This window comes from Streptomyces sp. NBC_00075, from assembly GCF_045041225.1.
GTDB classification, from domain to species: Bacteria; Actinomycetota; Actinomycetes; order Streptomycetales; family Streptomycetaceae; genus Streptomyces; species Streptomyces adonidis.
Genome location: NZ_CP108243.1, coordinates 6,382,995 through 6,409,622, shown reverse-complemented (window position 1 = coordinate 6,409,622; position 26,628 = coordinate 6,382,995). Strand labels below are relative to the sequence as shown.

The window sequence follows — 26,628 nt, the reverse complement described above, 5'->3', positions numbered from 1 at the left end:
CGACAGCTCAGCACTGTAATCGACCGGGAACGGTCTGTTCAGGGGCCTGATTGGTATGCGGAATGTGACATGAGTGGGCATGAGAGCGCACTAGTGATCCCGACTGATCACCAATTCGACAGCCGTTCGACGGCCCCCACCCCCTCCCCCCATTTCCTCCATATCTGCTTTACGTCACCCTCACTCCGCATATCGCCTCCTGATCCTCTCCCCCGCCCGCCGGACCCGTTCCAGCCGTACGGCGATCCGCTCGCCGTCCGCCGCCGGTACGCCCGGTGCCGCCGCCAGCTCGCCCAGCAGGTCGGCCAGCCATGCCACGTCGGCCCACTCCCGCCGCCCCGTGAGCAGAATGGCCAGGCGTTCGTCCAGGTCGGCCCAGTCGCCGAGGCCAGCCGCGATCACCGCGTGCAGGAAGTCGGAGGCGCCCTCGGTCAGGTCCCAGCCGGAGGCCAGCCGGTGCGCCTCGCGCCAGACCGGGCGGGCGGCCTCCGTGCCCTGCTCCCCGCCGACCGCGAGGGCAAGACAGAAGGCGCCGCCGGCCTCGTGCAGGGCGCGCATCCGGTCCGCCGTCTCCCTGGCGGCCCCCCACTCCCCCAACTTCCGCGCGGTACGGGCCAGTTCCTCCAGCCCGGCCGGCTCCACCAGCCCGTGCCGCGCGGCCTCCGCGAGCGCCGCCGCCGCGTCCTCCGGACGCCCCTCCAGGAGATGGATCTGCGCGAGGGTGTGGTGCGCCCAGGCCAGGTCGTCGCCGATCACCAGGAAGCGGGCGAGGTCGGTACGGGCGTCCTCCGGGCGGCCCACCGCCAGCAGGGTCATGATCCGGCGCATCAGATGCCAGGCGCCGTCCGGATCGAGCGCGACCGCCATGTCCAGATCCGCCAACGCCTCGCCGTACAACCGCAGTTCGTGCAGTACGGCGCCCCGGCAGCCGATCGCCCACACACTGTCCGGGGCGAGTGCCAGCGCCCGGTCCAGGTCGGCGCGCGCCTCCTCGAAGCGGCCCAGACAGCGCAGCGCCTCGCCCCGGTTCCACAGGGCCCACGCGCTCTCCGGCTCCAACTCGACTGCCCTGTCGGCGTCTTCGTACGAGGCCTCGTAGCCGTCGACCCGACGGCGCACCACCGACCGCTGCACCAGCGCCCACGCGTACGACGGATACAGCTCCAGCGCCCTGTCCAGGTCCGCCAACGCCCCCTCGTTGCGGCCGAGTCGGCTGCGGGAGACACCCCGGCTGGCGTACGCCCCCGCGTAGGCGGGGTCGAGTTCGAGGGCGCGGTCGTAGTCGGCGAGGGCGTCGGCGTCGCGGTCGGCGACCCGGAGCGCGTCACCGCGCTCGCACGCGACCCAGGCCAGCTCGGGGCCGAGGGCCACCGCCCGGTCCAGATCGGCGAGTTGACCGTCCCGGTCCCCGCGCGAGCGGTGCACCCGGGCCCGCCGCACCAGCGCCCACACATGCTCGGGGTCCAGTTCGAGGGCCCGGTCGAGGTCGGCGAGGGCGTGCTCGGTGTCGCCGGTACCGTGCCGGGTGACACCGCGGGAGGCCCAGGCACCGGCCAGATCGGGGCCGAGGACGACCGCCCGGTCCAGGTCCCGGACAGCTTCCTCGTGGTGGCCGAGGATGCGGTGGTAGTCGCCGCGTACGAAGAGGATGCGGGCGGTGTCGGGGGCGAGTTCGTCGGCCAGGTCGAGGTCGGCGATGGCGGCGGCGTAGTCGCGCTGCTCGGCGCGGGTGACGCCCCGGCCGTAGTAGGCGCGCTCCAACTCCGGGTCGAGGGTGACGGCCTGTTCGTACTCGCCGAGGGCCCTCTCGTACTCCCGGCCCATGCGCAGTTCGCGCCCGCGCAGCATGCGCGCGACGGCCTGCCCGTGCGCGTCGAGGCCGCCCCTGTTCAGGAGCAGCGCCAGTGCGCCGAGCACTCCGCCGTCGCCGCCGTATCCGCCTCCGTCGGCTCCGTAGGCGCTCGCGCCGCCCTGCCTGCGCGCGTCCCCTTCCCCGCCCGCTTCGTCGGAGTCGCCGGCCCCGGTGGAGTCGCCGGCCCCAGTGGAGTTGGCCTCGTTCGCGGCGGGCACGGAGAGGGCGGCGAGCAGGTCGCGCCCCCAACCACCCACCACCGGCGCCTCGTTGTCGTCGCCCGCCTCGACCAGCACGTGCGCCCAGCGCCGGGCGACCACCTCCCCGTGGTCGCAGGCGTCGACGACGTCCCGCAGGACGACGGGCAGCGCGGTGCGCGGGGACGCGCACAGCAGGTGGTACGACTCCGCGAGCCGCAGCTCCCGCCACTCCTCCGTCGCCCACAACTCGTCGGCGAGGAGCGGGACTTCGGCCTCGGCGCGCCAGCGGGCGAAGGTGTCGGCGAGACCGGTGTGCTGCTCGGCCCAGCGGCGCGGGGAGCGCCGGCGCTGGAGTCGGAGCATGGGCGCCCGGACGACGTCGTGGTACTGGATCCGGTCCCCCCGGTCGTTCACGAACGGCAGCGACCTCAACCACCCGAAGAGCAGGTCGAGTTCGGTCTCGTCGCCCGCCTGCACAGCGGCCGGGAGGGCGGCCCGGAAGATGTCCGCGTCCAGGCGGCGCGGCAGCGCGCAGGCGAGGGCGGCGGCCTGACGCACCGGGTCGGTCTCCCACTTCAGGAACCGGCCGACGGCGGTCGCACTGGGGTCACCGACGTCGTCCGGGTCGGCGGGGCGGGCCTCGGCGAGGGTCGACACCAGCACCGGCAGCCCGCCGGTGAGCCGCAGCACCTCCTCGACGACCGGCTCGGCGGTCACGCCCTTGTCGGCGAGCAGTCCGCGCGCCTCGGCCTCCGTGAACGGCCCGAGCGGCACCTCGGTGACGAAGTCCGCGAAGCCGCCCCAGCGTCCGGTGTCGAAGGGCCGCTGACCCGCGGTGACGAGAACGAGGTTGGAGGGGAAGGAGAGGTCGCCGTAGCGGTCGGTGGTCATGATGTCGTGCAGCCAGCCGTCGAGGAACGGCCCGGTGCGCTCGTACGTGTCGAGGAACAGGACGATCCACGGCACGGCCGTGCAGATGCCGTCCAGTTCGGCGAGCAGCACCGGGGTGAGGACACGCTCGGGCGCGAGGACGAGCTGGACGTCGTCCTGGTTGCGGAGCCGGGCGGCGATCCCGGCCCGCACCCGGTCGGCGCCCTGGGCGATCCGGTCGGCGTCGAGCGCACCGGCGAACGGTCCGACGACGGGGATGAGTCCGGCGCCGACGAGCCCCATCCGGGCGGCCGCGAGACTCCCGGCGGAGGGCCCTTCGGGCTGCGGTTCAAGGCTTTCGAGGCTGGCGACGGCGGACTCGGCCTCGTGCCGCCGCTCCCGGTGGGCCGCGAGCAGCCGTTCCAGTTCCTTGAACCGCCGCCCCTGGGCAGCGAACTGACGGCACATCACCGCGAGCGCCTCCGGCACACTGCCGACGCCCTCGTCGACGTACGCGGTGAGCGCGCCGCGTTCCTTGGCCTGCTGCTCCAACTCCCTTACCAGGAAGGTCTTTCCGACTCCGGCGTTGCCGTGCACGTGGAAGCGGAAGCGGTGGCGTTCGTCGTCCGGCGGCAGCTCGAAGTTGGCCCGGAACGCGGCCCGTTCGGCACCCCGGCCGACGAATCCGGCACGTCTGCGCTGCTCGATCAGCTGCCGCATCGACGGCCGCGAGGCCTGAGCCATCCGTGGGTCCCCTCGTATCGGTACTGTCTGTCGCCGCGTACACCAGTCTGGCCCAACTCCCGGACGGTGAACGGGAGGTCAACCGGGGAGGGAACGGGGAGACGGCGTGCGGGCCGATCCATAGAGTTGCCTCATGACCACAACAGGTACCCCCCACCCCACCCGTACCTCCGCCTCCACCCACACCGCGCTCACCCTCGCCTCGACCCTGCTGACGGCGACGGTCGCGCTCTACATAGCCCTGGTGGCGCTCGGGAACATCACCGACTTCGACTCGAACCAGCAGTTCGTGCGCCATGTCCTCGCGATGGACACCACGTTCAAGGACGACGACCTGATGTGGAGAGCGATCACGTCGAAGGGCCTCCAGGACGCGGCGTACGTGGCGATCATCGCGTGGGAGACGGTCGCGGCCCTCGTCCTGATCGCCGGTACGTGGCTGTGGGTCCGCCGCGACCTCGAACGGGCGCGGCGCGTCTCGACGTACGGCCTGCTGATGCTGATGCTGCTGTTCGGCGCCGGTTTCATCGCGATCGGCGGCGAGTGGTTCGCGATGTGGCAGTCGAGCGACTGGAACGGGCTGGACGCGGCGACGCGGGTGTTCCTGCTGAGCGGGCTGGTGCTGCTGGTGATCCATCTGCCGGTGGGTACGCCCCGGACGGCTGACGAGGATTCGAAGGAGTCCTAGGGAGCGGCGCCGCTCACTGGACGACCGTCACCGCGGTCCCCGCGTCCCCGAAGGCCCACAGGGCGGTGCCGTCCGCCTTGGACATGCGGATACCGCCCGTCTGGACGCCGGACACGGGCTGCGGTGAGGCGCCGTCGACGGCGTTGGAGAAGGCGATCGAGAGCCCGGAGCTGGTGGCGAAGAACATGACGTGCTCGATGGCGACGCCGTCGGAGCCGGTGCGGGCCTCGTCCCGCTGCCCCACGGAGTACGTCCCCGGCTCCGGGCTCACCGAGCCCGGCCACACCACGAACGTACGCCGGGTCTGCTCGCTCGCGTCGATCAGCCAGACCCGCTTCTGCCCGAGCGAGTAGACGACCCGCCGCCCGGTCCCCGACCCGTCCGGCACGGCCGGCGCGGCGGCCTGGCTGGGCTTGGCGGAGGGCTGCGCGGAGGCGGACGCGCTGGGCCTGGCGGCGGCGGTGGCGTGGGGCTGCGGACCCTGTTCGGCCTTCACGGCCAGGGCGGCGACGACAGCTACCGCGCCCAAGGTCAGACCGGTGACCCAGACCGATGAGGGAAGCCGTCGGGCAGCCACGGTCACGCATCTCCTCAGCTACGGAACCCGCCGCCGGGTACTCCGCCGGGGGTCGGATCATCGTACTCCGACAAGGGGTCCGTCCCCGGCCGGAAGGGTGCCGGGGACAGGCGTGAAGTGCGTGGTGGGGGCCGTCAGTCCTGGTGGACGACGTTGCGGCCGGGGCCGCCGCTGAGGGTGTCCTTGCCGGGGCCGCCGTACAGCTTGTCGTTGCCGCTGTTGCCCTGGATCGTGTCGTTGCCGCTGTTGCCGTACAGGATGTCGTTGCCCGGGCTGCCGTAGATCAGGTCGTTGCCGGTGCCGCCGCGGACCGTGTCGTTGCCGTTGCCGCCGGTCAGGGTCTGCCGGCCCGCGCCCCCGTAGACGAGGTCGTTGCCCGTGCCCGCGTCGACACGGCTTCCCTCGCCGTCGGCGTGGATCGTGTCCTTGCCGTCCTGGCCCCAGGCCCTCCCGTTGCCGTGCACGGTGATGTTGTCGTCGCCGGGTCCGCCGTAGACCAGGTTGCCGTCGATGCTGCCGGTCTGGGTCGACGTGTCCTTTCCGGCGCCCAGGTCGATCGCGGTGGGGTATCTCTCCAGAAGGGTGTGGTTGTTGAAGGCGACGGTGTCGTCGCCGTCACCGAGTTTCATGGTCAGCGCCACGTGCCCCTGGGTGTCGTCCGGGATGATCTGCTCGCAGGCGATGTTCGTGCGGTCTGCGGGGTCGGGGTAGCCGCAGAGGTCTCCCGGGTCCTCGATCGGGACCACGTCGTCGATGAAGTGGATGAGGACGAGCGTCATACCGCCGTCGTTCCACTCTTCGACCCGCACCTTGTTGGTCTGGCCCGGCGCCGCCGTGTAGACCAAGGACCGGCCGTCAGCAGCCCTCGTCACGGTGGCAACACGTTCTGCGGCACCCGCGGAGGCGGGCAGGGCGACCAGGGCGGTCAGTCCGGTGGTGACGGCCAGGGTGAGGGCCGAGGCGGTGCGGAGCACCTTGCGGCTTATGGAACGAGAGGGCATTGCACAACCTTCACGAGGAGCAGGCGAGTTGCAAGACGCCTAGGTGACTCGCGACGAGCACGGAGGGTTGTGCGCAAAGAATCCTCACAGCGTCGCCAGAGTGATTGACGAGCACGGTGGTGCGATCTACCTTCTGATCGACTTTCCGAACCGCGTTCGAAATCTCGGCCAATAGCCGGCGCCAACTAACCAGCCTGGCTACGTACTTCAAGTCCCCGCACCCGCTTGGAGACAAAGATGAGCGCAAGACCCCAGCCGTCCCGCCGCCTCTTCCTCGGCATGGCAGCAACAACTCCCCTGGCCATGTCCGGTGTGATGACCCTGGGCGCCGGCACGGCCCACGCGGCGGACTCGGCGTACGTGATGTGCTACTTCACCGAGTCGACGAGCCTCGGGCTCGGCACCGACTACGGCCTCCACCTGGCCGTCAGCACCGACTCGCTCAACTGGACACCGCTGAACCAGAACGACCCCGTGGTCACCCCGACCGCGGGCGCCCTGGGCCTGCGCGACCCCTTCCTCATGCGGAAGCAGGACGGCACGTTCGTCGTCATCGCCACCGACCTCAAGGGCACGGACTGGTCGTACAACAGCCAGTACATCCACGTCTGGGACTCGGCCGACCTGCGCACCTTCACCGGCTACCGCCGCCTGAAACTGCACGACATGACGACCCACAGCTGGGCACCGGAGGCGTTCTGGGACGCGGGCCGGGGCCAGTACGCGGTGATCTACTCGTCGGTCAACTCCAGCGGCCACAACGTGATCATGGTGAACTACACGAGCGACTTCGTGACGGCATCGGCACCGCAGGTGTTCTTCGACCCCGGCTACGACGTGATCGACGGCGACATGGCGGTAGGGGTCAACGGCTACAACTACCTGTTCTACAAGAAGAACCAGACGCTGGTATCGGCCCGCTCGACGTCTCTCAACCCGGGCAGCTTCACGGAGTACAGCGCGGGGGTGGCGCACGGGGGTACGGAGGCGCCGACGGTCTTCAAGTCACTGACGTCGAGCACGTGGTACCTGTGGGGCGACACGTACACCCCGAACGGTGTCTTCTACGCCTGGCAGACCTCCGACCTGGCCTCCGGCACCTGGACGGCGCTGGACCAGAAGACGTACACCCAGCCGGTCAACTCCAAGCACTGCGGCATCGCGACGATCACGACGACCGAGTACAACAACCTGCTGACGAAGTGGGGCTCCCCGGCCTGGAACCGCCTCAAGTCGTACAACTACCCGGCGCGTTACGTCCGCCACGCCGGCTTCGTGGGCCGCATCGACGAGTACCCCTTCGACCTGTACACCGACTCGGAGTGGAAGCTGGTCCCGGGCCTGGCGGACACGGCCGGGGTCTCGTTCCAGTCGGTGAACTACCCGACCCGCTACCTCCGGCACTACAACTACGCCCTCCAACTCGACGTGAACGACGGCACGTCGACGTTCGCGGGGGACGCGACGTTCTACCGGACGGCGGGGTTGGCGGACAGTACGTGGTCGTCGTTCCGGTCGTACAACAACCCGACGCGGTATATACGGCACTCGAATTACGTACTGCGGATCGATCCCATCTCTACGGCTACCGAGCGGCAGGACGCCACGTTTCGGGTGGGGTACTGAGGCTGGGGCTGTTGCCGGGCCTGCAACGCGTCAGCATTTGGTGGTGTGGTCCAGGATCGCGGCGGCGAGGGGCGCGTGCACCGCACGTGGGAGTGCGTGCCCCATGCCGGGGATGTCGACGACGCGTGCGCCCTGGATCGCCTGGGTGAGGTGGTGGGGATGCGGCGGCGGGAAGACCGGTTCGGCGGGAGCGGAGATGACGAGGGTGGGCACCGCGGTCCGGGCGAGCTGCTCGGTGCGGTCCAGGTCGGAGGCGTCGGCGCGGGCATGCGCGGTGCTGGTGGCGTAGTGCCCGGTGTGCACGATGACCTTCCGCTCCAGGGCGCGGGCGTACTCGGCGTCGAAGGGGAGCTGATCGCCGCCCAGTACCCGCCAGTGCTCGACCCGCCGTTCCAACTCTGCTTCCAGGCCGAGGTCCGCCACGGGGCGGGACCACATCTCCAGCAGGCGGGGGGCGATCCCCGGGAGTTCCTCGGGCGGGGTCAGGGTTCCGTCCGGCTGAACGTACGGGACGGTGCTGAGCGCGCCCGTGCCGATCAGGGTCGCGCTGAGCAACCGGTCGGGATGGTCGGCGACGAGGAGTTGCGCGAGCATGCCGCCCATTGACATACCCACAACGTGTGCGCGTCGGACGTCGAGGGCGCCCAGCACGGCGAGGGCGTCCTCCGCGAGTTCGCTGAGGGGATAGGGCCGCTGGTCGAAGGCCCAGGTGGAGCGCCCGGTGTCGCGGTGGTCGTAGCGGATCACACGATGGCGCGAGGTGAGCATGTCCACCAGTTCGTCCGGCCAGCCCAGGCCGGACGCCTGCGCACCCATGATCAGCAGCAACGGAGACGCGTCGGCGGCACCACGGCCTTCCACCCAGAGGCGTACACCGGGTGCGGCGTCGACGAAGTGTTCCATGATGCCCCTCCTACAGGAGACTACAGCAAGACGAGACGTATCGTATCGCTAAAGCCTGCATGCCTGCATGCCTGCATGCCTGCCTGCATGCCCGCATGCCCGCATGCCCGCTGCACCGCGCCACAGATGACTACCTGGCCGTCCCCGGCTGAGCCAGGCGGCCAGGCGAGTCTCCGCCCGCGACCGTCGATACCGTCCCGCCGCTGCCGCTAGCGTCAGTCGCCCCAGCCGACGATCCCCCCCAGGACCCATGAGCGAACAACTCGCGCAGCCCGTCATCGACACCCACGTCATCCTCCGCGACGGCGACATGATCCTCATGTCGCAGCGGGGCAGCCCCTACGGCCGTCACCGGTGGCACATGCCCTCGGGCAAGCTCGACGAGGGTGAGCCCTTGAGTGTCGGTGCGGCCCGGGAGTTGTTCGAGGAGACGGGCGTGACCGTCGATCCCACCCGCCTTCGCCTCGTACACGTCGTGCATCACCATCAGGACGGGGCGGGCGAGCGGATCGGCTTCTTCTTCGAGGCCACGGAGTGGGAGGGAGCGCCCCGCAACCGGGAACCCGAGAAGTGTCTCGCCCTCGAATGGTTCAGCGTGCACGATCTGCCCGACGACATCATCGAGTACCCCGAAGCGGGCCTGCTCGGCTACCTGAACGGCGCCAACCGCCTTACCGAGCACGGCTGGGGGTAGGTGTCGGGGCAGGCGGCGCCGCTCCCGGGCCATGGCTGGGACATCGGCGGTCGGCGCCCGCGGGTCAGATCTGGTTCTCGCCGCCGTCGACGTACAGGTTGGCCCCGAGGACATAGCTGCTCTGCCCGGAGGCCAGGAACGCCACCACCGCGGCGACTTCCTCCGGCCGGCCCATCCGGCCCATCGCCACGCTCGCGGCGAGGCTCACCTTGGCGTCGGCCGCCTTCTCCTCGCCGAAGACGGTCGTGATTCCGGGGGTGTCGACCGGGCCCGGTGAGACCGCGTTGACCCGGATGCCGCGGCCCTTGAGTTCATTGGCCCAGGTCCGCGCGTAGGACCGGACGGCGGCTTTCGACGCCGCGTACGCGCCGAACGCCTCCGTGCCGTTGTCGGCGGCGGTGGAGGCGTTCAGGATCACCGAGGCGCCGTCGTTGAGCAGCGGCAGCGCCTTCTGGACGGTGAACAGGGTGCCCCGCACGTTGACGCCGAAGATCTGGTCGACGTGGTCCTCGGTGGTCTGTTCCAGACTCGCGAACGAGAAGCTCGCCGCGTTCGCGAACACCACGTCCAGACCCCGGCCCCGGGCACGGACCGCGTCGTACAGCCGGTCCAGGTCGGCCAGGTCCGAGATGTCACCCGGCACCGCGGTGGCCCGTGCCGGGCCGATGGCCGCGACGGCCGCGTCCAGTTCGGCCTTGCGCCGGCCGGTGACGAACACGTGCGCGCCCTCCGCCGCCAGCCGTAAGGCGGTGGCCAGGCCGATCCCGGTGCCGCCACCGGTGACGACGGCGGTCTTGCCCTCAAGCTGTCCCATGCTGCCCATGCCAATGACCTCCACAAAGTTCGGTACCGATCGGTACCGATTGCCGACGAATGAGACCGTAGCACCTTCGGGGCGACTTTCGAACCGACCAGTACAGAAGAGGTAGGGTGGACCGCATGGAGATCCAGCGGAAGGCGCCGATCGGCCGCCCCAGGGGCTTCGACGCCGACGAAGCCCTCGAACGCGCCGTGCACGTCTTCTGGGAACAGGGCTACGAAGGCGCCAGCCTCACCGACCTGACCAACGCCATGGGCATCACCCGCACCAGCATGTACGCGGCCTTCGGCAACAAGGAGGAACTGTTCCGCAAGGCACTCGACCGCTACACCGAGGGCCCCGCCTCGTACGCGGCCCGCGCCCTGCAAGAGGCGACCGCCCGGCAGGTGGCGACGGCCTTCCTGAACGGCTCCGTCCGGGCCAGCACCCGCCCCGGCTGCCCCACCGGGTGCCTCGGCGTCCAGGGCGCCCTCGCGGCCGGCGAACCGGGACGCGGCGCCCGCGACACCCTCAGCGCCTGGCGCGACGAGGCCGTCTCCTGCCTCCGGCACCGGTTCCAACAGGCCGTCGACGAAGGCGACCTGCCCCCGGACACCGATCCCGGACTGCTCGCCCGCTACCTCATGACCGTGGGGAACGGCATCGCCGTCCAAGCCGCCGGCGGCGCCGGCCGCGACGACCTCCAGCGGGTGGCCGACATGGCTCTGCGGAACTGGCCGCCGGCCTGAACCAGCCACCAGGACCAGCCACCAGGACCGACACCCATCGGCGGACAAGCGGATAATCGGTTGCCTGTCGGCGACGGGGGTCGATGCAATGACCGGCATGGTCACCCCGGCTCGCCCGAACGCGCCCTCAGCCGCCGCAGAGCGGACCGACGGGTCACCGGTCCGTATCGGCGCCCTCGCTCCACTGACCCGACCCGGCTGGGTCGAGGCCGGTCAACACCTGCTCTCCGGGCTGGAGTTGGGCGTTCGTGACGTCAATGACGTCGGCGGGATCGCCGGACGGCCGCTCGAACTCGTGGTCCGGGACACCGCCGCCGATCCGCAGCGGGCCGCCGCTGCCGTGGACGAGCTGGCTCGGCTGGGCGTCGCCGCCCTCGCCGGCGAGTATCACAGCGTCGTCGCCCGCGCCGCTGCCGCCAGGGCCGACGCCCTCGGCCTGCCGTACCTCTGCTCCTCGGCCGTACTCGACGCGCTCACCGAACAGCCGACGGAATGGGTCGCGCGGCTCTCCCCGCCGCAGTCGCGTGGGTGGCAGGTCTACGCCGATTTTCTCTTCGGCGCGGGGCATCGCCGTATCGCCGTGGCGGTCCAGCCGAGTGTGTACTGGGCCTCCGGGACGCGCATCCTGCGGGACCACCTCGCTCCACGCGGCGGCACCGTCGTCGACATCGACATGAGCGCGCTCACGCCTGCCGACGTGTGCGACGAACTGCTCCGCAGTCGCGCGACCGCCCTCCTCCTGCTGGTCGGCCACCCGGAGCCCGCCGTGCCGATCGTCCAGACCGTCCGCCGCGACCAGCGCCTCGCCGGGATCCTGATCGGTGCCCCGGCCGGGCAACCGGAGTTCACCGAATGGGCGGCGCTGCTGGGCGAGGACGGCGCCGGGGTGCCGTTCCTGCGCTATCTGCCCGAGCGGCTCACCCCGCTCGGCGTACGGGTCGAGACGGCCCTGCGCGAGCGGCTGGGCTCAGCTCCCTCCTTCGTCGCCTTCGAGGGGTACGACACCGTCACCGTCCTCGCCGAACTGTTCCGCTCTCACGGCACGGACCGGGCGCCCTGGGCGAGCGTCGCGGTCGAGGGCACCCGCGGGCGGATCCAGTTCTCCCGTACGCCGGGCATCAGCGTGTGGCAGTGGGCCCGGCCGCCCGTCCAGGTCGTCGATCGGGATCCGGCGGAGCCCGCTGAACCCGCTGCTCGCTTTCGGGTCCTGCACGCCGGATGAGGCAGCCGGGCACTACACCGAATCCCCTGAACCCCCTTGCTAAGGTGCGCCGATGTCATCGATCAGGAAGATCCAAGTCACCTTCGACTGCGCGGAACCCGAGCGCGTCGCCCGCTTCTGGTGCGAGGTGCTGGGGTACGTCGTACCGCCGGCCCCGGAGGGGTTCGCGACCTGGGCCGATTACGAGCACTCCCTGCCTCCCGAGCAGCAGGGTGCGGGGTTCGTCTGTAGTGATCCCACGGGCGTCGGCCCGCGACTGTATTTCCAGCGTGTCCCCGAGGGCAAGGTCGTCAAGAACCGGGTGCATCTCGACGTACGGGTCGGCACCGGTCTCGTCGGTGAAGAGCGTCTCGCCGCACTCGAAGCCGAGTGCGCGCGGCTGATCCCGCTCGGGGCGACACGTGAGCGACTGCTGATCGCCGACGAGTACAACGAGTCGTGCCTCGTGATGCTCGACGTCGAGGGCAACGAGTTCTGCCTCGACTGAGACCCCACCCGCTCGTGGTGCCGCGTTTTCGCCCTCGGCCGGACCATGGTCGTCAGGACACGTTCGCCGAGGGCGCGGCCGGAAGCTGCTCGCGCAGGCGCCGCGCCTCCTCGAACAGGGCGTTCGTGCGGCCGGCCAGCACCCCGCCCAGCAGCAGCTCCGGGGTGTAGAGGGACCGCGCCGCGGCGGCCACCTCCCTTGCGGTCAGGGCGATCTGGCTGATGTCCGTGCGGCGGATCTCGTCGATCGAGCTGGCCCAGACGACGCGCCGCAGGTTCGCCCACGCCATCGCGCTCATGCACATCGAGCAGGGCTCACCGGTGGTGTAGAGGGTGGTGTCGGCCCAGCCCTGGTTGCCGTTCCGGCGTACGTAGTCGTTCATGGCGACCACCTCGCCGTGGAACATCGGGTTGTCCGCCCCGGTGTTGACCCCGCTCCCCAGCACCTCGCCGCTGCGGGTGGCGACGATCACCGCGCCGAACGGCCAATAGGCGTTCTTCCGGGCCTGCTCGATGGCCAGCCGCATGTACCGCTCATGCGTGAACCGCTCGTCCGGGCGGACCTGGCTCTCCGGAAGTTCGGAGCGAGGACGATCAGGGCGGGGAAGGTCGGGGCGCGGAACCGCGAACGGCACCGCGGCCACCCCCGCCGCCGCACTCCCCCACCGGCCCAGGAACCGACGCCTGCTCGAATCCACACGCTTCTCCTCGCCCGATGCCGATGCCGATGATGCCGACCGCCCCACACGGCAGCCGAGTCATCACAGTCATCCCAGACGGTCCCCCGTCGCGCCCGGATCCACACGCCCCTTCACTCCAGCACAGGCAACAGCTCCGGCAGATGCCCGTCCGAAACAGCCGCCGCCTGCTGCCGCTCCTCCGAGACCTCCCCGTAGAGGGTGGTCCGGGGCCGGGCCGGACGTCCCGCCGCCTCCGCGACCGCGATCAGGTCCTTCACCGACTTGTACGAGCCGTAACTCGACCCCGCCATACGGGAGATGGTCTCCTCCATCAGCGTGCCGCCCAGGTCGTTCGCGCCCGAGCGGAGCATCTCCGCCGCGCCCTCGGTCCCCAACTTCACCCAGCTCGTCTGGATGTTGGGGATGTGCGTGTGCAGGAGCAGGCGGGCCATCGCGATGACCGCCCGGTTGTCGCGCATCGTCGGGCCGGGGCGGGCGATGCCGGCCAGGTACACCGGCGCGTTGGTGTGGATGAAGGGGAGCGTCACGAACTCCGTGAAGCCGCCCGTCTGTTGCTGGATGCGGGCCAGCGTGCGGAAGTGGCCCAGCCAGTGGCGGGGCTGGTCCACGTGGCCGTACATCATCGTCGAGGACGAGCGGATGCCCAGCTCGTGGGCCGTCGTGACGACCTCGATCCACGTCGCCGTCGGCAGCTTGCCCTTCGTCAGGACCCAGCGGACCTCGTCGTCGAGGATCTCCGCCGCCGTGCCGGGGATCGTGTCGAGGCCCGCTTCCTTCGCGGCCGTCAGCCACTCGCGGATCGACATCCCGGTGCGGGTCGCGCCGTTCACCACCTCCATCGGCGAGAAGGCGTGTACGTGCATGCCGGGGACCTTCTCCTTCACCGCGCGCGCGATGTCGAAGTAGGCCGTTCCAGGGAGGTCCGGGTGGATACCGCCCTGCATGCAGACCTCAACTGCCCCCACCTCCCAGGCCTGTTGGGCGCGGTCCGCCACCTGGTCCAGCGACAGCGTGTACGCGTCGGCGTCCGTGCGGCGCTGGGCGAAGGCGCAGAAACGGCAGCCGGTGTAGCAGACGTTGGTGAAGTTGATGTTCCGCGTGACGATGTAGGTGACCTCGTCCCCTACCGCCGACTTCCGTACGTCGTCGGCCACTTGGCACAGTGCGTCGAGAGCTGCGCCGTCCGCGTGGAACAACGCCAGCGCCTCGTCGTCGGTCAGGCGAGTGGGGTCGTCGGCCGCCGTCGCCAGTGCCGACCGTACGTCCGTGTCGATGCGCTCCGGCACCATCCCGGGCGCCGCCGCCTCCCGCAGGGCGCCCCAGTCGCCGTACACCTCGTCGAAGTCGTCGCGCCGGTCGGACGTACGGCCGTCGGTGTCGATCGTGGAGTGGAGATCCGTACGACCCGACGCCACGAACACCTCCTCCGGCTCCTGCCAGGGGTGGCCCTCGACGACCGCGTCCTCGCGCGCGAGGCCCGTCTCCGGGTCGGCGAGTGCCCGTACGTGCGGGAGCAGGCGCGGGTCCAGCCAGGGCTCGCCCCGCTGCACGAACTCCGGGTAGACGCAGAGGCGTTCGCGCAGTTCGAAGCCGACTGCTGCCGATTTGGCGGCCAGTTCCTCGATCTGGGGCCAGGGGCGTTCCGGGTTGACGTGGTCGATGGTGAGCGGGGAGACGCCGCCCCAGTCGTCGATACCGGCGGCGATCAGTCGCTCGTACTCGGAGTCGACCAGGTTGGGCGGGGCTTGCAGGCACGCGCTCGGGCCCAACAACAGCCTCGCCACCGCCACCGTCGCGACCAGCTCGTCCAGTTCCGCGTCCGGCATGCCGCGCATCGCGGTGTCCGGCTTGGCGCGGAAGTTCTGGATGATCAGTTCCTGGATGGAGTGGTACGCGCGGGACACGCGGCGCAGGGCGAAGAGCGACTCCGCGCGCTCCTCGTACGTCTCGCCGATGCCGATCAGGATGCCGGAAGTGAAGGGGACCGATGACCGGCCCGCGTCCTCCAACACCCTTAGCCGTACGGCCGGTTCCTTGTCCGGGGAGCCGTAGTGCGGGCCGCCCGGCTCCGACCAGAGGCGGGTGGCCGTCGTTTCGAGCATCATGCCCATGCTCGGGGCGACGGGCTTCAGACGCTGGAAGTCCGTCCAGGACATCACCCCGGGGTTGAGGTGGGGCAGCAGGCCCGTCTCCTCCAGGATGCGGATCGAGATGGCACGGACGTACGCGATCGTGTCGTCGTAGCCGTGCGCGTCGAGCCACTCGCGCGCCTCGGGCCAGCGGTCCTCGGGCTTGTCGCCGAGGGTGATCAGGGCTTCCTTGCAGCCGAGGGCGGCGCCCTTGCGCGCGATGTCGAGGACCTCGTCCGGGGACATGAACATGCCGTGCCCGGCCCGGCGGAGCTTGCCGGGCACCGTCACGAAGGTGCAGTAGTGGCATTTGTCACGGCAGAGGCGAGTGAGGGGGATGAAGACGCTCTTCGAGTACGTGATGACGCCGGGGCGGCCCGCCGCCTCCAGGCCGGCGTCCCGGACGCGGGCCGCTGACGCGGTGAGGTCGTCGAGGGCCTCGCCGCGGGCCTGAAGCAGCACGGCCGCCTCGTTGACGTCGAGGGCGACGCCGTCACGGGCGCGTTTGAGGGCGCGACGCATGGAGTTCTCGGTCGGGCCGGTGGCGCCGGGGCGCTCGGTGGGGCCGGTTCCGGAGGTCTCGGGAGTCGTCATCCTTCGAGCATACGATCGATGTGATCAGGTCTTGCAGGGACCGCCCTGTCCGTTCGGGCCGCCGAACGTTACAGGGCGGCACTGGCAGCCGTGGCCCGCTGAGCTACAGATACGGGGCATACGCGTCCAAGAGGCTCAGCGCCTCCGCCTCGCCGACCGGCGGCAGCTGCACCACGGCCTCCTCGATCCCGAGGTCGGCGTAGTGCGCGAGCTTGCCCGGCGTGGGCTGGATGGCGTACGGGACGACCTGGAGGGCGGCCGGGTCGCGGCCCGCGTCCGCCCACACCGACCGCAGCACGGGCAGCGACTCGGTCAGACCGCGCCCGCCGATCGGCAGCCAGCCGTCGGCGTACTCGCTGATGTGCGCGAACAGTTTCGGCCCCGCCGAACCGCCGATGAGGGTGCGCGGTCCGACGACCGGCCCGCGCGGCTTCTGCACCGGCTTGGGATACGCCGTACTCGCCCGCACACTCCCGAACTCGCCCTCGTACGCGGTCGGTTCGTCCGACCACAGGGCGCGCATCAGCGCCATCCGGTCCCGGATCAGCGCGCGCCGCGTACGCCATTCCACCCCGTGGTCGGCGGCTTCCTCGACGTTCCAGCCGTAGCCGAGGCCGAGGGTGAAACGGCCGCCGGAGAGGTGGTCGAGGGTCGCGATCTGCTTGGCGAGGTCGATCGGGTCGTGCTGGGCGACGAGCGTGATGCCCGTGCCGAGGGCGAGCCGCTCGGTGACGGCGGCGGCCTGGCCGAGCGCGACGAAGGGGTCGAGCGTACGGCCGTACTCGGGCGGCAGGTCGCCGCCCGCCGGGTACGGGCTGGTCCGCTCGACCGGGATGTGCGTGTGCTCGGGCAGGTACAGCCCGGCGAACCCGCGCTGTTCCAGCTCACGGGCGAGGCGGGTCGGGGTGATCGTCTCGTCGGTGAGGAAGATCGTGACGGCTAGGCGCATGTCCATATCTGTACCGGGCGACACGCCGTCTGTCCATACCGACCAGTCGGCATCAACAAGAACACGCTGTCACCTCGAGGTGTGCGCTGCACGCTCGAAAGACCGCGATTCCCCTGTCTTGTACGGGCGTTCACTCCCGGACCCGAGAGTGGCTATGAAGGTGCTACACGCCACCACTGCGTCACCCACGTCACATCGCCCACGTCATACCCCGACACTCTGGGAGCAGCAGCATGTGCGAAGACGACCACGGAACCGGACTCGGCAGACGCGCCCTCTTCGTGACGGGAGCCGCCGCCGCGCTTACGTTGGGAAGCGTGACCTTCTCCGATGGCAACCCGGCGGCCGCGACCCCCGGCACCGAGACGAAGACGGTACGGGGCACACTGCCCACCGGCTCCCCCGACTTCGTCTATCTGCCCGTCGAAATCCCTGAGGGCGTACGGGAGTTGAAGGTCGCGTACAGCTACGACCGCCCGTCCGTCCCGGTCGGCACCGCGGGCAACGCGCTCGACATCGGTGTCTTCGACCAGCGCGGCACCGAGCTGGGCGGCAAGGGCTTCCGGGGCTGGTCGGGCGGGGCCCGCACGGAGTTCTTCGTCCGCGCGGACGACGCCACCCCCGGCTACATCCCCGGCCCGGTGAAGGCGGGCACCTGGCACATCGCGCTGGGCCCCTACACGGTCTCCCCGCAGGGCCTCTCGTACGAGATCACCATCACGCTGACCTACGGCGAGCCCGGAGAGGTCGTCGACCCGGTCTACCCGCCCGAGCGCGCGAAGGGCAGGGGCCGGGCCTGGTACCGGGGCGACTGCCACCTGCACTCCTGGTACTCGGACGGCCGCCGCACCCCGGCGGAACTCGCGGCTCTCGCCCGGGCGGCGGGCCTGGACTTCATCAACTCGTCGGAGCACAACACGCAGTCGGCACACGCCCATTGGGCCGACGAGGCGGGCGACGACCTGCTCATCATGCTGGGCGAGGAGGTGACGACCCGCAACGGTCACGTCGTCGCGCTCGGCATCGACCCGGGCACCTTCGTGGACTGGCGCTACCGGGCCCGCGACAACCGCTTCGGCAAGTACGCGCGCCAGATCCGCCGCGCCGGCGGCCTGGTCGTCCCGGCCCACCCGCACGCCACCTGCGTCGGCTGCAACTGGAAGTTCGGCTTCAACGACGCCGACGCGGTCGAGGTGTGGAACGGCGCCTACTCGCCCGAGGACGAGGTGGCGCTGGCGGACTGGGACGGCATGCTGGTCGCCTCCGTACGGGACCGGGAGGGCTCCTCGGGCTCGCGCGGCTGGATTCCGGCCATGGGCAACAGCGACGCCCACCGCGACCCCGACCCGGTGGGCGTCCCGCAGACGGTCGTCCTGGCCGACGACCTGACCCGGGAGGCGATCCAGGAGGGCCTGAAGGCAGGACGTTCCTACGTCGCCGAGTCCAAGTCGGTCGTCCTCGCCTTCACAGCATCCGGCCCGAAGGGCGAACACGCGGACATCGGGGGCCGGTTGAAGGTGTCGAAGGACGCGCCGGTGACGGTCCGCCTGGAGGTGTCCGGCGCCCCGCGCTGCACGGTCCGCCTCGTGACGGACCAGGGCGTCCTGTTCACGAGTGCGGTGCTGCCGGTGGCGGGCGCGGGGGTCGTGGAGTGGCGTACGACGGCTCAGTACGCGGCGTACGTCCGGGCGGAGGTGCGGCACGAGGCCGTACTCGCACCTCTGCCCGGGGCGTTGGCGGCGTTCACGAACCCGATCTTCCTGGGGAAGTAGGCCCACGCCGATGTGACCGTGCGGGACGGCCGTCCTGCTGCGCGACCGCCTACTACTGCGCGACCGCCTGCTGGAACATGCTGGTGAAGTTGCCGAGGTACGCGTCGTAGGGCGCCGCCCCCTCCAGGCGGAGCAGCGCCTCGTCGTTCTCGCGGAGCGACGAGAAGTCGAGGTTGTGCGAGCCGGTGAAGGTCCACTTGGTGTCGGCGTGGCCGGCGTAGGTGCCCTCGATCAGCAGGTACTTCGAGTGCACGAGATAGCCGTCACTGGTGTGGAGCAGACGCATGTCGATGTTCTTCTTACCGGCCAGCTTTTCGACGTCGTTGCTCTCGGAATAGACAATGCGCACGGTGCAGCCCTGCTGGCCCAGTGAAACCAGCGCGGCGGCGACTTCGTCCCGATGGAGGGCGAGCGCTGCCACGCTCACAGTCGATCCGCCGGCGCATGAGACGTTCTCCAGGATGTCCACCACGACGTCCCCGGTTTTCTGCGGGAAGAAGTAGTACTTCACATCCCCCACTTTGGCGGTGGTGTAGTAGTTGGCGTTCTTCTTCATGTCGGCCAGATCATTGAAATAGTTGGCGTAGGCGGTATAGAGATCCGTATTGCCGACAATCGTGTACGCGTTGTTCCAGTATTTGGCGACGTTGACTTCCGTCTGGTTCGCCGATGTCTGGATGACGACGTCTTCGGCCTCTCCGGCATCACCGATCCGGGAGAAGGTGAAGAATTTGTTGTGGTTGATGGGATTCGTGCCGCCCTCGGCGATACAGGCCGAACCGGTGGTGCACTGCACGACCCACGAACGCTGTGTCCGGTCCGTGCCGAGTTCCTTGACGAGGTTCTGCGTGGCGGCCGCGTCCGCGAAGGACGAGTCCAGTACGACCCGGACGTTCACCCCGCGCTCATGGGCGGCCACGAGCGCGTCGGTGTAGTCCTGGTCCTTCAGCGCGTAGAGGGAGACCCGGATGAGGCGCCCGCTCTGCGTGTCGCCGATGGCCTGGATGATGTGATTCTTGACGGCGTTCTGCTGCGCCGCCGTCCCCTTGGGATTGTTGAACACCGCGCCCGTGACGACCGGCGGGTCGGCGGCCGAGGCGGCCGACGGCTGCGCGAGCGGCGCCAGGGCGACCACGACGAACGCCGCCGCCATCCGGGAGGCCCACCTGCGGCTCGGACGGCCACGGAACATACGGAACATCTTGCTGTGCGAAAGACCCAACTCACTCACCTCTGAACAGGATTGATGGAACACGCGCGGTTGCGCACCGCCGCGGCGCAAGCGGCGCGGCGGTGCGCAACCCTCGCCGTCAGAGACCGGCCACTCCGTTGATCCAGTCGAGGCTGGTGGGAACGCTGGAGTAGTTGTTGTATCCGGCGCAGTCCGAGCGCACGGTGGACAGGACACCCACCTGGTAGCGCAGCCCGTCGACGAGCTTGAACTCCGGGCCGCCGGAGTCGCCGTAGCAGGCGAGACCGTTGATCTTGGTGCTGCGGATGGCCCTGCCGCCGTAGTAGTCAGTCGCGTTGACGTCCGTCACCTTGACCGTGGAGCGCTTCAGCTTCACGGACGAGGAGCAGGTCTCACAGGTGGCTCCCCAGCCGAATATGTAGTTCGTCGTGCCTTCGGCGGGATGCGCGGATGCCAGCCGCACGTATTCGGCGTTCGCGGACCGGTTCAGGTGGAGCAGCGCGATGTCGTGGTTCGTACGCACCTTGGTGTCGTCCACCGTCACCATGCCGCCGCCCGAGGTGCGGTCCAGGCTCTTGACGCGCACGGACATCGATCCGCCGACGCAGTGCTTGGCGGTCAGAACCCATCTTTCGGCGATGATGGAACCGGAGCAGACGAAGCTGCCGTTCGAGAACACGGCGGCCATTCCACTGGAGGAAGTGGCGAATTCCCCATTGACCATGGCCGGGTCGTCGGCGTCTCCGGCGAGCTGCGCGACCGGCGTCGCATCCGCCTCTTCTGCGGAAACCGGGCCGGCCGCGGCGAACGAGGCGACGAGCGACATTCCGAGGGCAGCGACGGCCAAACGGATTTTCATTTAGTGAACCCCTCCCAATACCGGATGATCTTGCGCTGGACGCCAAATAGTTACAGCTTGTCCGTGACCAGTCAACCGACTGTTTACCTTCCCGACGGAATTACGGAAACCTTCCCAAGCGGAAGGGAGGGGTTCGTTTGTCTGAAGGGAATTCGGAAAATGGCATGGCGATTTCCCCTCTCGACAGGCGTCATCGAGAGGGGCCCTGTTCAGGAGGTTCAGAGGTTCAGAGGTTCAGGAGTTCTGGGGTTCAGACCTGCGGCGCCGTACGACGTACACGGCTCCGGCGCCGAGACCCACGGCCACGGCGCCCGCGCCGGCGATCACCGGGAGGGCGGAGGAGGAGCCGGTGTGGGCGAGGTCGCCGGTCGGGGTGGTGGTTGCGGAGGACGACGGGTCGACGGGGGCGGTCGTACCGGCCTGCGGGGTGGGCTCACTGCTGCTCGGCGGCTTGGTGCCGCCGCCTTCGCCGGTGTCGGTTCCGGACTCGTAGACGTCGAAGAACAGGTTCTTCGCCTGGGCGTACAGGCACCCGCCGTCGTCGCCGGGTCGTTTGGTGCGGGCCCAGAAGGAACCGCCCCCGATGTAGCCGGATTCCGCATAGTCCGAGCCGGGATAGGCAACGGGCATGGGAATGTCCTTGTCGACGCTCATACGGAGATCGAGGGTCGTCGTCTTGCGCGCGGGCAGGTCGAGGTCGGGCAGGTAGCCGGTCCCCCCGTAGTCGACGAACGGGACGTCCACCCAGGCGTGGGTCTTCGCGTCCCGCCGCTGGATGTCGATGTATTCCATGATCTCCAAGAGGAAGTCGGGCCCGTCCAGGTACCCGATCTTGTGGAGGCTCAGTTCGACTCCCTTGAACGCGGTGTCGGCACGGTTCTCCACCTTGACCGTGACACTGCGCCAACTCCCGCCCGGAAGCATCCTCTTGGCGTCGCCGGAGACGGTGACAGCCAGGCTCGGGTCGCTCTTCTCACCGGTGCAGGCCACAGGGTCGGTGGGCCCCGACGACGAGGACGGGGAGACCGACGCCGACGGAGACACGCTCGCCGAGGGCGACTGGGACGCGGAGTCGGATGGCGAGGGAGACGGTGACGTGGACGCGGACGGCGACGCCGATTCACTCGACGCCGACGCGGACGGGCTCGGCGACTCCGTGGCGTACGCGGCGGTCGTCGCGACCGTCCCGGACAGCAGCGCCGCCGGGATCAGCGCGGCGGCGACCGCCAGGGCAGGGCGTGACAGGGTGCGGCGGGATCTCATGAAGTGGCCCCCGTTGGCGTTGGAAGGAAGTTGAGGTGCGGAATGAGGCGGCGTCAGGCGTGGGTGCCTGTACCGGACCTGCGGCGCCGTACGACGTACACGGCTCCGACGCCGAGACCCACGGCCACGGCGCCCGCGCCGGCGATCACCGGAAGCGCGGAGGAGGAGCCGGTGTGGGCGAGGTCGCCCGTCGGGGTGGTGTCAGAGGTGACCGGGGCGGTGCTGCTGCCGGTCTGCGGGGTGGGGGTGTTGCCGCCGCCGGTGCCGCTGGTCGGCGTGGAGGTGGGCGTGGAGGAAGCGCCGTCACCGTCACCGTCTCCGGTGTCCGTGCCGGGCTTGTGGATGGTGAAGGCCCAGTGGTCCCCGTATCCGCACACACCCTCGCCATCGGGGATGCCATAGGTGGAGGCCTCGATATAGCCGGACCCGATGTTCTCGTGTTCGAGCTCGGGGAAGCGGCCGTAGGGCATGTTCTTGCCGACGTGGATGCGCACGGCGACGTTCGTCGTCTTGTGGGGGGCCACGTCGTAGTAGCCGAGCAGCGAGCCGCCGATCTGGACCTCGTCCCACCAGACACGCTTCCAGGTACGGGACTTGGCGTCCCACTCCTGGAGATTGACGTATTCCAGCACCTCGTGCAGCTGTGAGCTGTCGGGGGCGTTGTCGTACGCCATTCTCTCCAGCCCGACCTGCACCTTCTTGAGGGCGATGTCGGAGCGGTTCTCCAGCTTGAACGTCATCTCCATCCAACTGCTGTCCGCGACGAGCTTGTTGGTCTTGGCGGAAATGGTGGTCTGAAGGATCTTGTCGTCCTTGCCCGGCACGGTGGGGCACTCCGGATTCCCGTCGCCGGGCGGCACGGACACGGACGGGGAGGCGGACATCGACGGGGAGGCGCTCGCGGAGGCCGAAGCGGACGCCGAGCCGGACGGGGAGGGCGACGCCGACTCACTCGGCGCCGAGGCCGACGGGCTCGGCGATTCCGTGGCGTACGCGGCGGTCGTCGCGACCGTCCCGGACAGCAGCGCCGCCGGGATCAGCGCGGCGGCGACCGCTACGGCAGGGCGCGCCAAAGCACGGCGAGATCTCATGAAGTAGCCCCCGGTGAAAGGAAGTCGGCAGCGCGAAGCGCACGTCGTCGCACACGTTCTCGCGCAAGTTCTACTGACACCGGTGTGACCGCTGTGGCGGCCCGATGGTTGTAGCCGGGCACGGAAACGCGCGGCGTGGCCTGGGACCGGCTTGTCATCGCTTCCTGTGTCTGGTCCGCTGATCGATGCCTGCCAAGGCTCTTCCAGGGGGAACAGATGGCGTTCCGGATCCACTTCACCCACGACGACCTTCTCCGTGTGTCCCTCGCGGAGGGTCCCGCTCTCCTGACCGAGACGGTGATCAGCCTGCGGATTCTGCAGCAACGGCGACCGGGCGCGATGTTCGGGCCATGGCAACGCTGGGCGCGTCAGCGCATCCCGCGCTCGGTCCACCCTCTGCGATCGCTGGTGCGGCCCGATGGAGCGATCCCGGATTTCCTCACACCGCTCGGCCACTCCGACCTGGACGCGGGTCTGGACACCCTGCTGCACACACCGAAAGCGCTTCTGCGGGCCGATCTGGAGACCTTCACCCGGTTCACGGACTCCCGGTTGCCGACATGGGCCGACCCGCTCGCCGAGGGCTCGTCCCGGACCCTGAGGACAGTGGCCCAGGCGCTGCGGGACTGGCACACGGCCGCGATCGTCCCCATGGGCCGGCACCTGCACAGCCGTACCGAAGAGGCCCGGTTGTCGGCGGCCCGGACGCTGCTGACCGAAGGGCTGGACGCGATGCTCTCCCGGCTGCATCCCACGATCAGCTGGAAAGCCCCCGTGCTGGAACTCGCCTGTCCGGACCACGACATCGACATCCACCTGGAGGGCCGCGGCCTGCGTCTGGTGCCGTCCCTGTTCTGTGGCCGCGAAGCCGCGATCAACCTGGATCCCGGTCTGCCGCCCGTCGTGTTCTACCCCGTCGCCCACGGGACAGGGTGGAGCCCGGAACGTACTCCCGCCGCCAGGACCGACCACGGCGTCCTCGGCGCACTCCTCGGCCCCACCCGTGCCGCGCTGCTGCGGGCCATCATCGCCGCGTACGGCGCCACCACCACCGAACTCGCCCGCCGCGCGGGCATCTCACCGGCCACCGTCTCCCACCACACCGCCGTGCTGCGCGACGCCGGACTGATCTCCACCCACCGCACCGGCCCCCACGCCCACCACATCCCGACCCCGCTCGGAGACCAACTCGCGAACAGCGAGCCCACGGAGAACTGACGCCGACTCGTCGCGGCCGACGGCCGCCAGACACCGCCCTCCCATCGCACGACCGTCCGACCAGCGCTCTTCGAACACCGTCGAAGCACATGGACTACAACTCACGGCGCATCAAACATGGTTGTGGCAGCTGGGAGCGGAGGCCAGCCGGGGGTGTTCGAAGGAACAGTCCTCCGCTCCCAGCTGCGGCACAGCCGCGCAAGCCCGACCCCGCCCTCCCCGGCTCAGGCGGACGCCAGATCCGCCACCACCGCCGCGTGATCGGACGGCCAGATGCCCTCCACGACCCCGTGCCCGGCCCGCTCCACCTTGCGCACATGCCCGAGCCCGCCCCGCCCCGGAGGCCCGACGAAGACGTAGTCGATCCGCACGCTGGGCCCGAAGCCGGCGGCGACGTACGGATTGGCGGCGTCCCAAGTAGCGGCGGGGGCCGCCGGATCGGCCAGTTCCCAGGCGTCGAGAAAGACCTGCCCCGGAACAGCCGGGGCCGTCTTGTAACCACCCAGCAGCCGGATCTCGTCGGAGTCGGGCCAGGCGTTGAAGTCGCCGGTGATGACGGGCGGGAAGGCGGTGCCGTCACGCCGTTTCGCCACGAACTCCGCGAGGGCGGTGACCTGTTGGCAGCGCACCGCCGAGGCGTGGGGCGCGGAGGTGAGGTGGGTGGTGAAGAAGGGCACGTGATGGCCGGGGGCGGCGAGCCGCGCGTAGAGCGCAAGCCGTCCGTCGTCCAGCTCCTCCGGCGCCGGCAACCGCATCGCCTCGCTCTCGACGACGGGCCAGCGACTCAGCACCGCGTTCCCGACGTCGACCTTCGCGCCCCCGATACGCCGCTGCCAGCGCTCGGGGGCACCGGAAGGAGCCCAGGTCCAGTGCAGACCGAGCTCATCGGCAAGCCAGGCGGCAAGGTTCTCGCCACCGCATTCCCAGACCTCCTGAAGCCCGACGACATCCGGCCGCAGATCCCGCAACACGGACAGAATCGCCTTCTGCCGCGCCTCCCAGGGCCCGAACCGCCACCACAGGTTCCAGGTCACCACGCGCATACTCGCCACCGCCCACCCATCTCACCCAGCTCTTGCCCCTCTGGGAGACCATTCAAGAGCACGCGACAGCAGCGGCACGAGAGCAGGAGGCACAAGACCAACATGTCCCGCTTCACAGAGTTCAGATTCAAGGCCGCGACCACCTTCCAGCGCCGCATCGGCAACCCCGTCACCCGCCGCCTCCCCTTCCAGACCCTCCTGGAGACCACGGGCCGCACGTCCGGCCTCCCCCGCATCACCCCGCTCGGCGGGCGCCGCATCGGCAACGAGTTCTGGCTGGTCTCGGAGTTCGGCGAGAAGTCCCAGTACGTACGCAACATCAAGGCGAACCCGAGGGTGCGAGTTCGGGTCGGCGGGCGCTGGCACGTGGGCACGGCCCACCTCCTCCCGGACGACGATCCGATCGCCCGGCTGCGGACACTGCCGAAGGTGAACAGCACGGGCGTACGGACCATGGGGACGAATCTGCTGACGGTGCGGGTGGATCTGGGGGAGTGAAAGAAGAAGTGAAGGGAGAGCAGTGAAGGGAGAGCAAGTGAAGGGAGTGGACAGCGTCCTGGGCGCACTGTCCGGTTCCCTGCGAGCAATGGACCTGGTGCCCTGGTGAGAACGGCCAACACAATTCGTCGAGGTGAGGAGGTCGGGCTGCGGTCAGGAAGGCAACTCTCGGGTGTTCTTGAGGACCGCACCGTTGAAACCGGCTGTCAACAGGTTCTTCGCGCCGGTGAAGTCGGCGCCGGTAAGGTCCGCGTCACGGAGATCGGCCTCCCTCAAGTCCGCTCCGCGCAGGACCGCGCCCGGCAGACCGGCCCGGATGAGGCTGGCCCGCCGCAGACGGGCGTCCTCCATTTCGGCCCTGGTCAGATACGTGTCGTCGAAGTGCGCTCCGGCCGCCTGGATCCGCCTCAGGCCGGCTCGCACGAGGTGCGACCGCGCCAGATCCGCATTGGGCCGCCGTCGCCCTCACCTCCCAGGTCCCCGCCACCGAACCTGTCACAGGCTGGGCCTTCGTGAAGGACCTGGCGCCCCACACCGGCGGCAGCCCGGCCACCACCCGCTGGGACACCGGAACCGTCCTGCGCATCGTGGCCCAGCTCGCCGGCGAGGACCTCATCAGCCGTGTCCTCGCCCAACTCCCCTCCGGCTACGCCCTGCTGTTCGGCCGCGCCGAACTCACCCAGGCCGCCTGACAGCGCACGGAGACGGAACGCGCAGCACGCCACCGAACCCGCCCAACGGTCCCGTGGTGCATCCCGGCAAGGATCGAGGACGGGATGGCCCCGCTTCAGCTCCGCGGTGATGTCCTGCGTGAGCACCGAGGTGTCGAAGACCCCGGCCGGAAGCGGCGGACTTGCTCGGATGAACCCGTGCAACGCCGCGCGACAACCGTCAGCGCGCGTGATCAC

The 26,628-nt window shown here is 69.8% G+C and carries 25 protein-coding genes and 1 pseudogene; 12 read left to right on the top strand and 14 right to left on the bottom strand.

What is annotated here, in order from left to right; translation table 11 throughout:
- Positions 1 to 180: 180 nt before the first annotated feature.
- On the bottom strand, positions 181 to 3,666 hold the full coding sequence (locus tag OG787_RS28085; RefSeq protein ID WP_405536838.1) for a tetratricopeptide repeat protein: 3,486 nt from the start codon (positions 3,664 to 3,666) through the stop codon (positions 181 to 183).
- 133 nt (positions 3,667 to 3,799) lie between these two features.
- Here OG787_RS28085 and OG787_RS28080 point away from each other — a divergent pair, with 133 nt between their 5' ends.
- Positions 3,800 to 4,354: a DUF2165 domain-containing protein gene (locus tag OG787_RS28080; protein ID WP_405536836.1), complete on the top strand. Its 555-nt coding sequence runs from the start codon at positions 3,800 to 3,802 to the stop codon at positions 4,352 to 4,354.
- Positions 4,355 to 4,367: 13 nt separating this feature from the next.
- Here OG787_RS28080 and OG787_RS28075 read toward each other — a convergent pair whose 3' ends face one another.
- Together OG787_RS28075 and OG787_RS28070 are read right to left on the bottom strand one after the other, a co-directional pair.
- A complete protein-coding gene (locus OG787_RS28075; protein ID WP_369032316.1) occupies positions 4,368 to 4,937 on the bottom strand; it encodes a hypothetical protein in 570 nt (189 codons plus the stop codon).
- A 128-nt stretch (positions 4,938 to 5,065) separates the two neighbouring features.
- A complete protein-coding gene (locus OG787_RS28070; protein WP_369032315.1) occupies positions 5,066 to 5,932 on the bottom strand; it encodes a calcium-binding protein in 867 nt (288 codons plus the stop codon).
- 237 nt (positions 5,933 to 6,169) lie between these two features.
- Between OG787_RS28070 and OG787_RS28065 the strand changes: the two genes are divergently transcribed.
- Complete coding sequence (locus OG787_RS28065; protein WP_369032314.1) at positions 6,170 to 7,558, top strand: glycoside hydrolase family 43 protein; 1,389 nt, start codon at positions 6,170 to 6,172, stop codon at positions 7,556 to 7,558.
- Positions 7,559 to 7,588: 30 nt separating this feature from the next.
- Here the strand turns inward: OG787_RS28065 and OG787_RS28060 are convergent, their stop codons facing one another.
- On the bottom strand, positions 7,589 to 8,461 hold the full coding sequence (locus OG787_RS28060) for an alpha/beta fold hydrolase (RefSeq protein ID WP_369032313.1): 873 nt from the start codon (positions 8,459 to 8,461) through the stop codon (positions 7,589 to 7,591).
- A gap of 250 nt (positions 8,462 to 8,711) precedes the next feature.
- On the opposite strand from OG787_RS28060, the gene OG787_RS28055 reads away from it, so the two are divergent.
- Positions 8,712 to 9,155: an NUDIX domain-containing protein gene (locus OG787_RS28055; protein ID WP_405536834.1), complete on the top strand. Its 444-nt coding sequence runs from the start codon at positions 8,712 to 8,714 to the stop codon at positions 9,153 to 9,155.
- Positions 9,156 to 9,219: 64 nt separating this feature from the next.
- Here OG787_RS28055 and OG787_RS28050 read toward each other — a convergent pair whose 3' ends face one another.
- A complete protein-coding gene (locus OG787_RS28050) occupies positions 9,220 to 9,969 on the bottom strand; it encodes an SDR family NAD(P)-dependent oxidoreductase (RefSeq protein WP_405540602.1) in 750 nt (249 codons plus the stop codon).
- A 125-nt stretch (positions 9,970 to 10,094) separates the two neighbouring features.
- On the opposite strand from OG787_RS28050, the gene OG787_RS28045 reads away from it, so the two are divergent.
- The 3 genes from OG787_RS28045 (at position 10,095) to OG787_RS28035 (ending at position 12,412) form a co-directional block, all read left to right on the top strand.
- Positions 10,095 to 10,703 (top strand): TetR/AcrR family transcriptional regulator, encoded by a 609-nt coding sequence (locus OG787_RS28045; RefSeq protein WP_405536833.1) that lies wholly within the window; start codon positions 10,095 to 10,097, stop codon positions 10,701 to 10,703.
- Positions 10,704 to 10,800: 97 nt separating this feature from the next.
- Positions 10,801 to 11,925, top strand: a complete 1,125-nt coding sequence (locus tag OG787_RS28040) for an ABC transporter substrate-binding protein (RefSeq protein WP_405536832.1) — start codon at positions 10,801 to 10,803, stop codon at positions 11,923 to 11,925.
- A gap of 52 nt (positions 11,926 to 11,977) precedes the next feature.
- On the top strand, positions 11,978 to 12,412 hold the full coding sequence (locus OG787_RS28035; protein WP_369032304.1) for a VOC family protein: 435 nt from the start codon (positions 11,978 to 11,980) through the stop codon (positions 12,410 to 12,412).
- A 52-nt stretch (positions 12,413 to 12,464) separates the two neighbouring features.
- Here the strand turns inward: OG787_RS28035 and OG787_RS28030 are convergent, their stop codons facing one another.
- The 3 genes from OG787_RS28030 to OG787_RS28020 form a co-directional block, all read right to left on the bottom strand.
- Positions 12,465 to 13,109, bottom strand: a complete 645-nt coding sequence (locus OG787_RS28030) for a nucleoside deaminase (RefSeq protein WP_405536830.1) — start codon at positions 13,107 to 13,109, stop codon at positions 12,465 to 12,467.
- Positions 13,110 to 13,222: 113 nt separating this feature from the next.
- Positions 13,223 to 15,835 (bottom strand): bifunctional FO biosynthesis protein CofGH, encoded by a 2,613-nt coding sequence (locus OG787_RS28025; RefSeq protein ID WP_405536828.1) that lies wholly within the window; start codon positions 15,833 to 15,835, stop codon positions 13,223 to 13,225.
- Positions 15,836 to 15,938: 103 nt separating this feature from the next.
- Positions 15,939 to 16,784, bottom strand: coding sequence for an LLM class F420-dependent oxidoreductase (locus OG787_RS28020; protein WP_369032301.1), 846 nt, complete (start codon positions 16,782 to 16,784; stop codon positions 15,939 to 15,941).
- Positions 16,785 to 17,017: 233 nt separating this feature from the next.
- Here OG787_RS28020 and OG787_RS28015 point away from each other — a divergent pair, with 233 nt between their 5' ends.
- Positions 17,018 to 18,556 carry a CehA/McbA family metallohydrolase gene (locus OG787_RS28015; protein ID WP_405536827.1) on the top strand — a complete coding sequence of 513 codons (1,539 nt, stop codon included), beginning with the start codon at positions 17,018 to 17,020 and terminating at the stop codon, positions 18,554 to 18,556.
- Positions 18,557 to 18,608: 52 nt separating this feature from the next.
- Here OG787_RS28015 and OG787_RS28010 read toward each other — a convergent pair whose 3' ends face one another.
- From OG787_RS28010 to OG787_RS28000, 3 genes are all read right to left on the bottom strand, one after another.
- Positions 18,609 to 19,709, bottom strand: coding sequence for a phospholipase D-like domain-containing protein (locus tag OG787_RS28010; RefSeq protein WP_405536825.1), 1,101 nt, complete (start codon positions 19,707 to 19,709; stop codon positions 18,609 to 18,611).
- A gap of 157 nt (positions 19,710 to 19,866) precedes the next feature.
- Positions 19,867 to 20,607: a S1 family peptidase gene (locus OG787_RS28005; RefSeq protein WP_405536823.1), complete on the bottom strand. Its 741-nt coding sequence runs from the start codon at positions 20,605 to 20,607 to the stop codon at positions 19,867 to 19,869.
- Positions 20,608 to 20,841: 234 nt separating this feature from the next.
- Positions 20,842 to 21,597: an LAETG motif-containing sortase-dependent surface protein gene (locus tag OG787_RS28000; protein WP_369032297.1), complete on the bottom strand. Its 756-nt coding sequence runs from the start codon at positions 21,595 to 21,597 to the stop codon at positions 20,842 to 20,844.
- Between OG787_RS28000 and OG787_RS27995 the strand changes: the two genes are divergently transcribed.
- Positions 21,587 to 21,904, top strand: a complete 318-nt coding sequence (locus OG787_RS27995) for a hypothetical protein (RefSeq protein ID WP_369032296.1) — start codon at positions 21,587 to 21,589, stop codon at positions 21,902 to 21,904. The genes OG787_RS28000 and OG787_RS27995 overlap by 11 nt on opposite strands.
- A gap of 19 nt (positions 21,905 to 21,923) precedes the next feature.
- On the opposite strand, the gene OG787_RS27990 is transcribed toward OG787_RS27995, so the two are convergent.
- Positions 21,924 to 22,694, bottom strand: coding sequence for an LAETG motif-containing sortase-dependent surface protein (locus OG787_RS27990; protein ID WP_369032295.1), 771 nt, complete (start codon positions 22,692 to 22,694; stop codon positions 21,924 to 21,926).
- On the opposite strand from OG787_RS27990, the gene OG787_RS27985 reads away from it, so the two are divergent.
- Both OG787_RS27985 and OG787_RS27980 read left to right on the top strand, forming a co-directional pair.
- The gene (locus OG787_RS27985; RefSeq protein WP_369032294.1) at positions 22,684 to 22,968 is read left to right on the top strand and encodes a hypothetical protein; all 285 of its coding nucleotides are present in this window, start codon (positions 22,684 to 22,686) and stop codon (positions 22,966 to 22,968) included. The two genes, OG787_RS27990 and OG787_RS27985, sit on opposite strands and share 11 nt — an antisense overlap.
- 209 nt (positions 22,969 to 23,177) lie before the next feature.
- On the top strand, positions 23,178 to 24,179 hold the full coding sequence (locus tag OG787_RS27980; protein ID WP_369032292.1) for a winged helix-turn-helix domain-containing protein: 1,002 nt from the start codon (positions 23,178 to 23,180) through the stop codon (positions 24,177 to 24,179).
- Positions 24,180 to 24,403: 224 nt separating this feature from the next.
- Here the strand turns inward: OG787_RS27980 and OG787_RS27975 are convergent, their stop codons facing one another.
- Positions 24,404 to 25,222, bottom strand: a complete 819-nt coding sequence (locus OG787_RS27975; protein WP_369032291.1) for an endonuclease/exonuclease/phosphatase family protein — start codon at positions 25,220 to 25,222, stop codon at positions 24,404 to 24,406.
- A 102-nt stretch (positions 25,223 to 25,324) separates the two neighbouring features.
- Between OG787_RS27975 and OG787_RS27970 the strand changes: the two genes are divergently transcribed.
- Positions 25,325 to 25,720 (top strand): nitroreductase/quinone reductase family protein, encoded by a 396-nt coding sequence (locus OG787_RS27970; protein ID WP_369032290.1) that lies wholly within the window; start codon positions 25,325 to 25,327, stop codon positions 25,718 to 25,720.
- Positions 25,721 to 25,873: 153 nt separating this feature from the next.
- Here OG787_RS27970 and OG787_RS27965 read toward each other — a convergent pair whose 3' ends face one another.
- A complete protein-coding gene (locus tag OG787_RS27965; RefSeq protein WP_405536821.1) occupies positions 25,874 to 26,143 on the bottom strand; it encodes a pentapeptide repeat-containing protein in 270 nt (89 codons plus the stop codon).
- Positions 26,144 to 26,163: 20 nt separating this feature from the next.
- On the opposite strand from OG787_RS27965, the pseudogene OG787_RS27960 reads away from it, so the two are divergent.
- Positions 26,164 to 26,412: pseudogene (locus OG787_RS27960) on the top strand (DUF2267 domain-containing protein); the annotation flags it as partial.
- Positions 26,413 to 26,628: the final 216 nt, after the last annotated feature.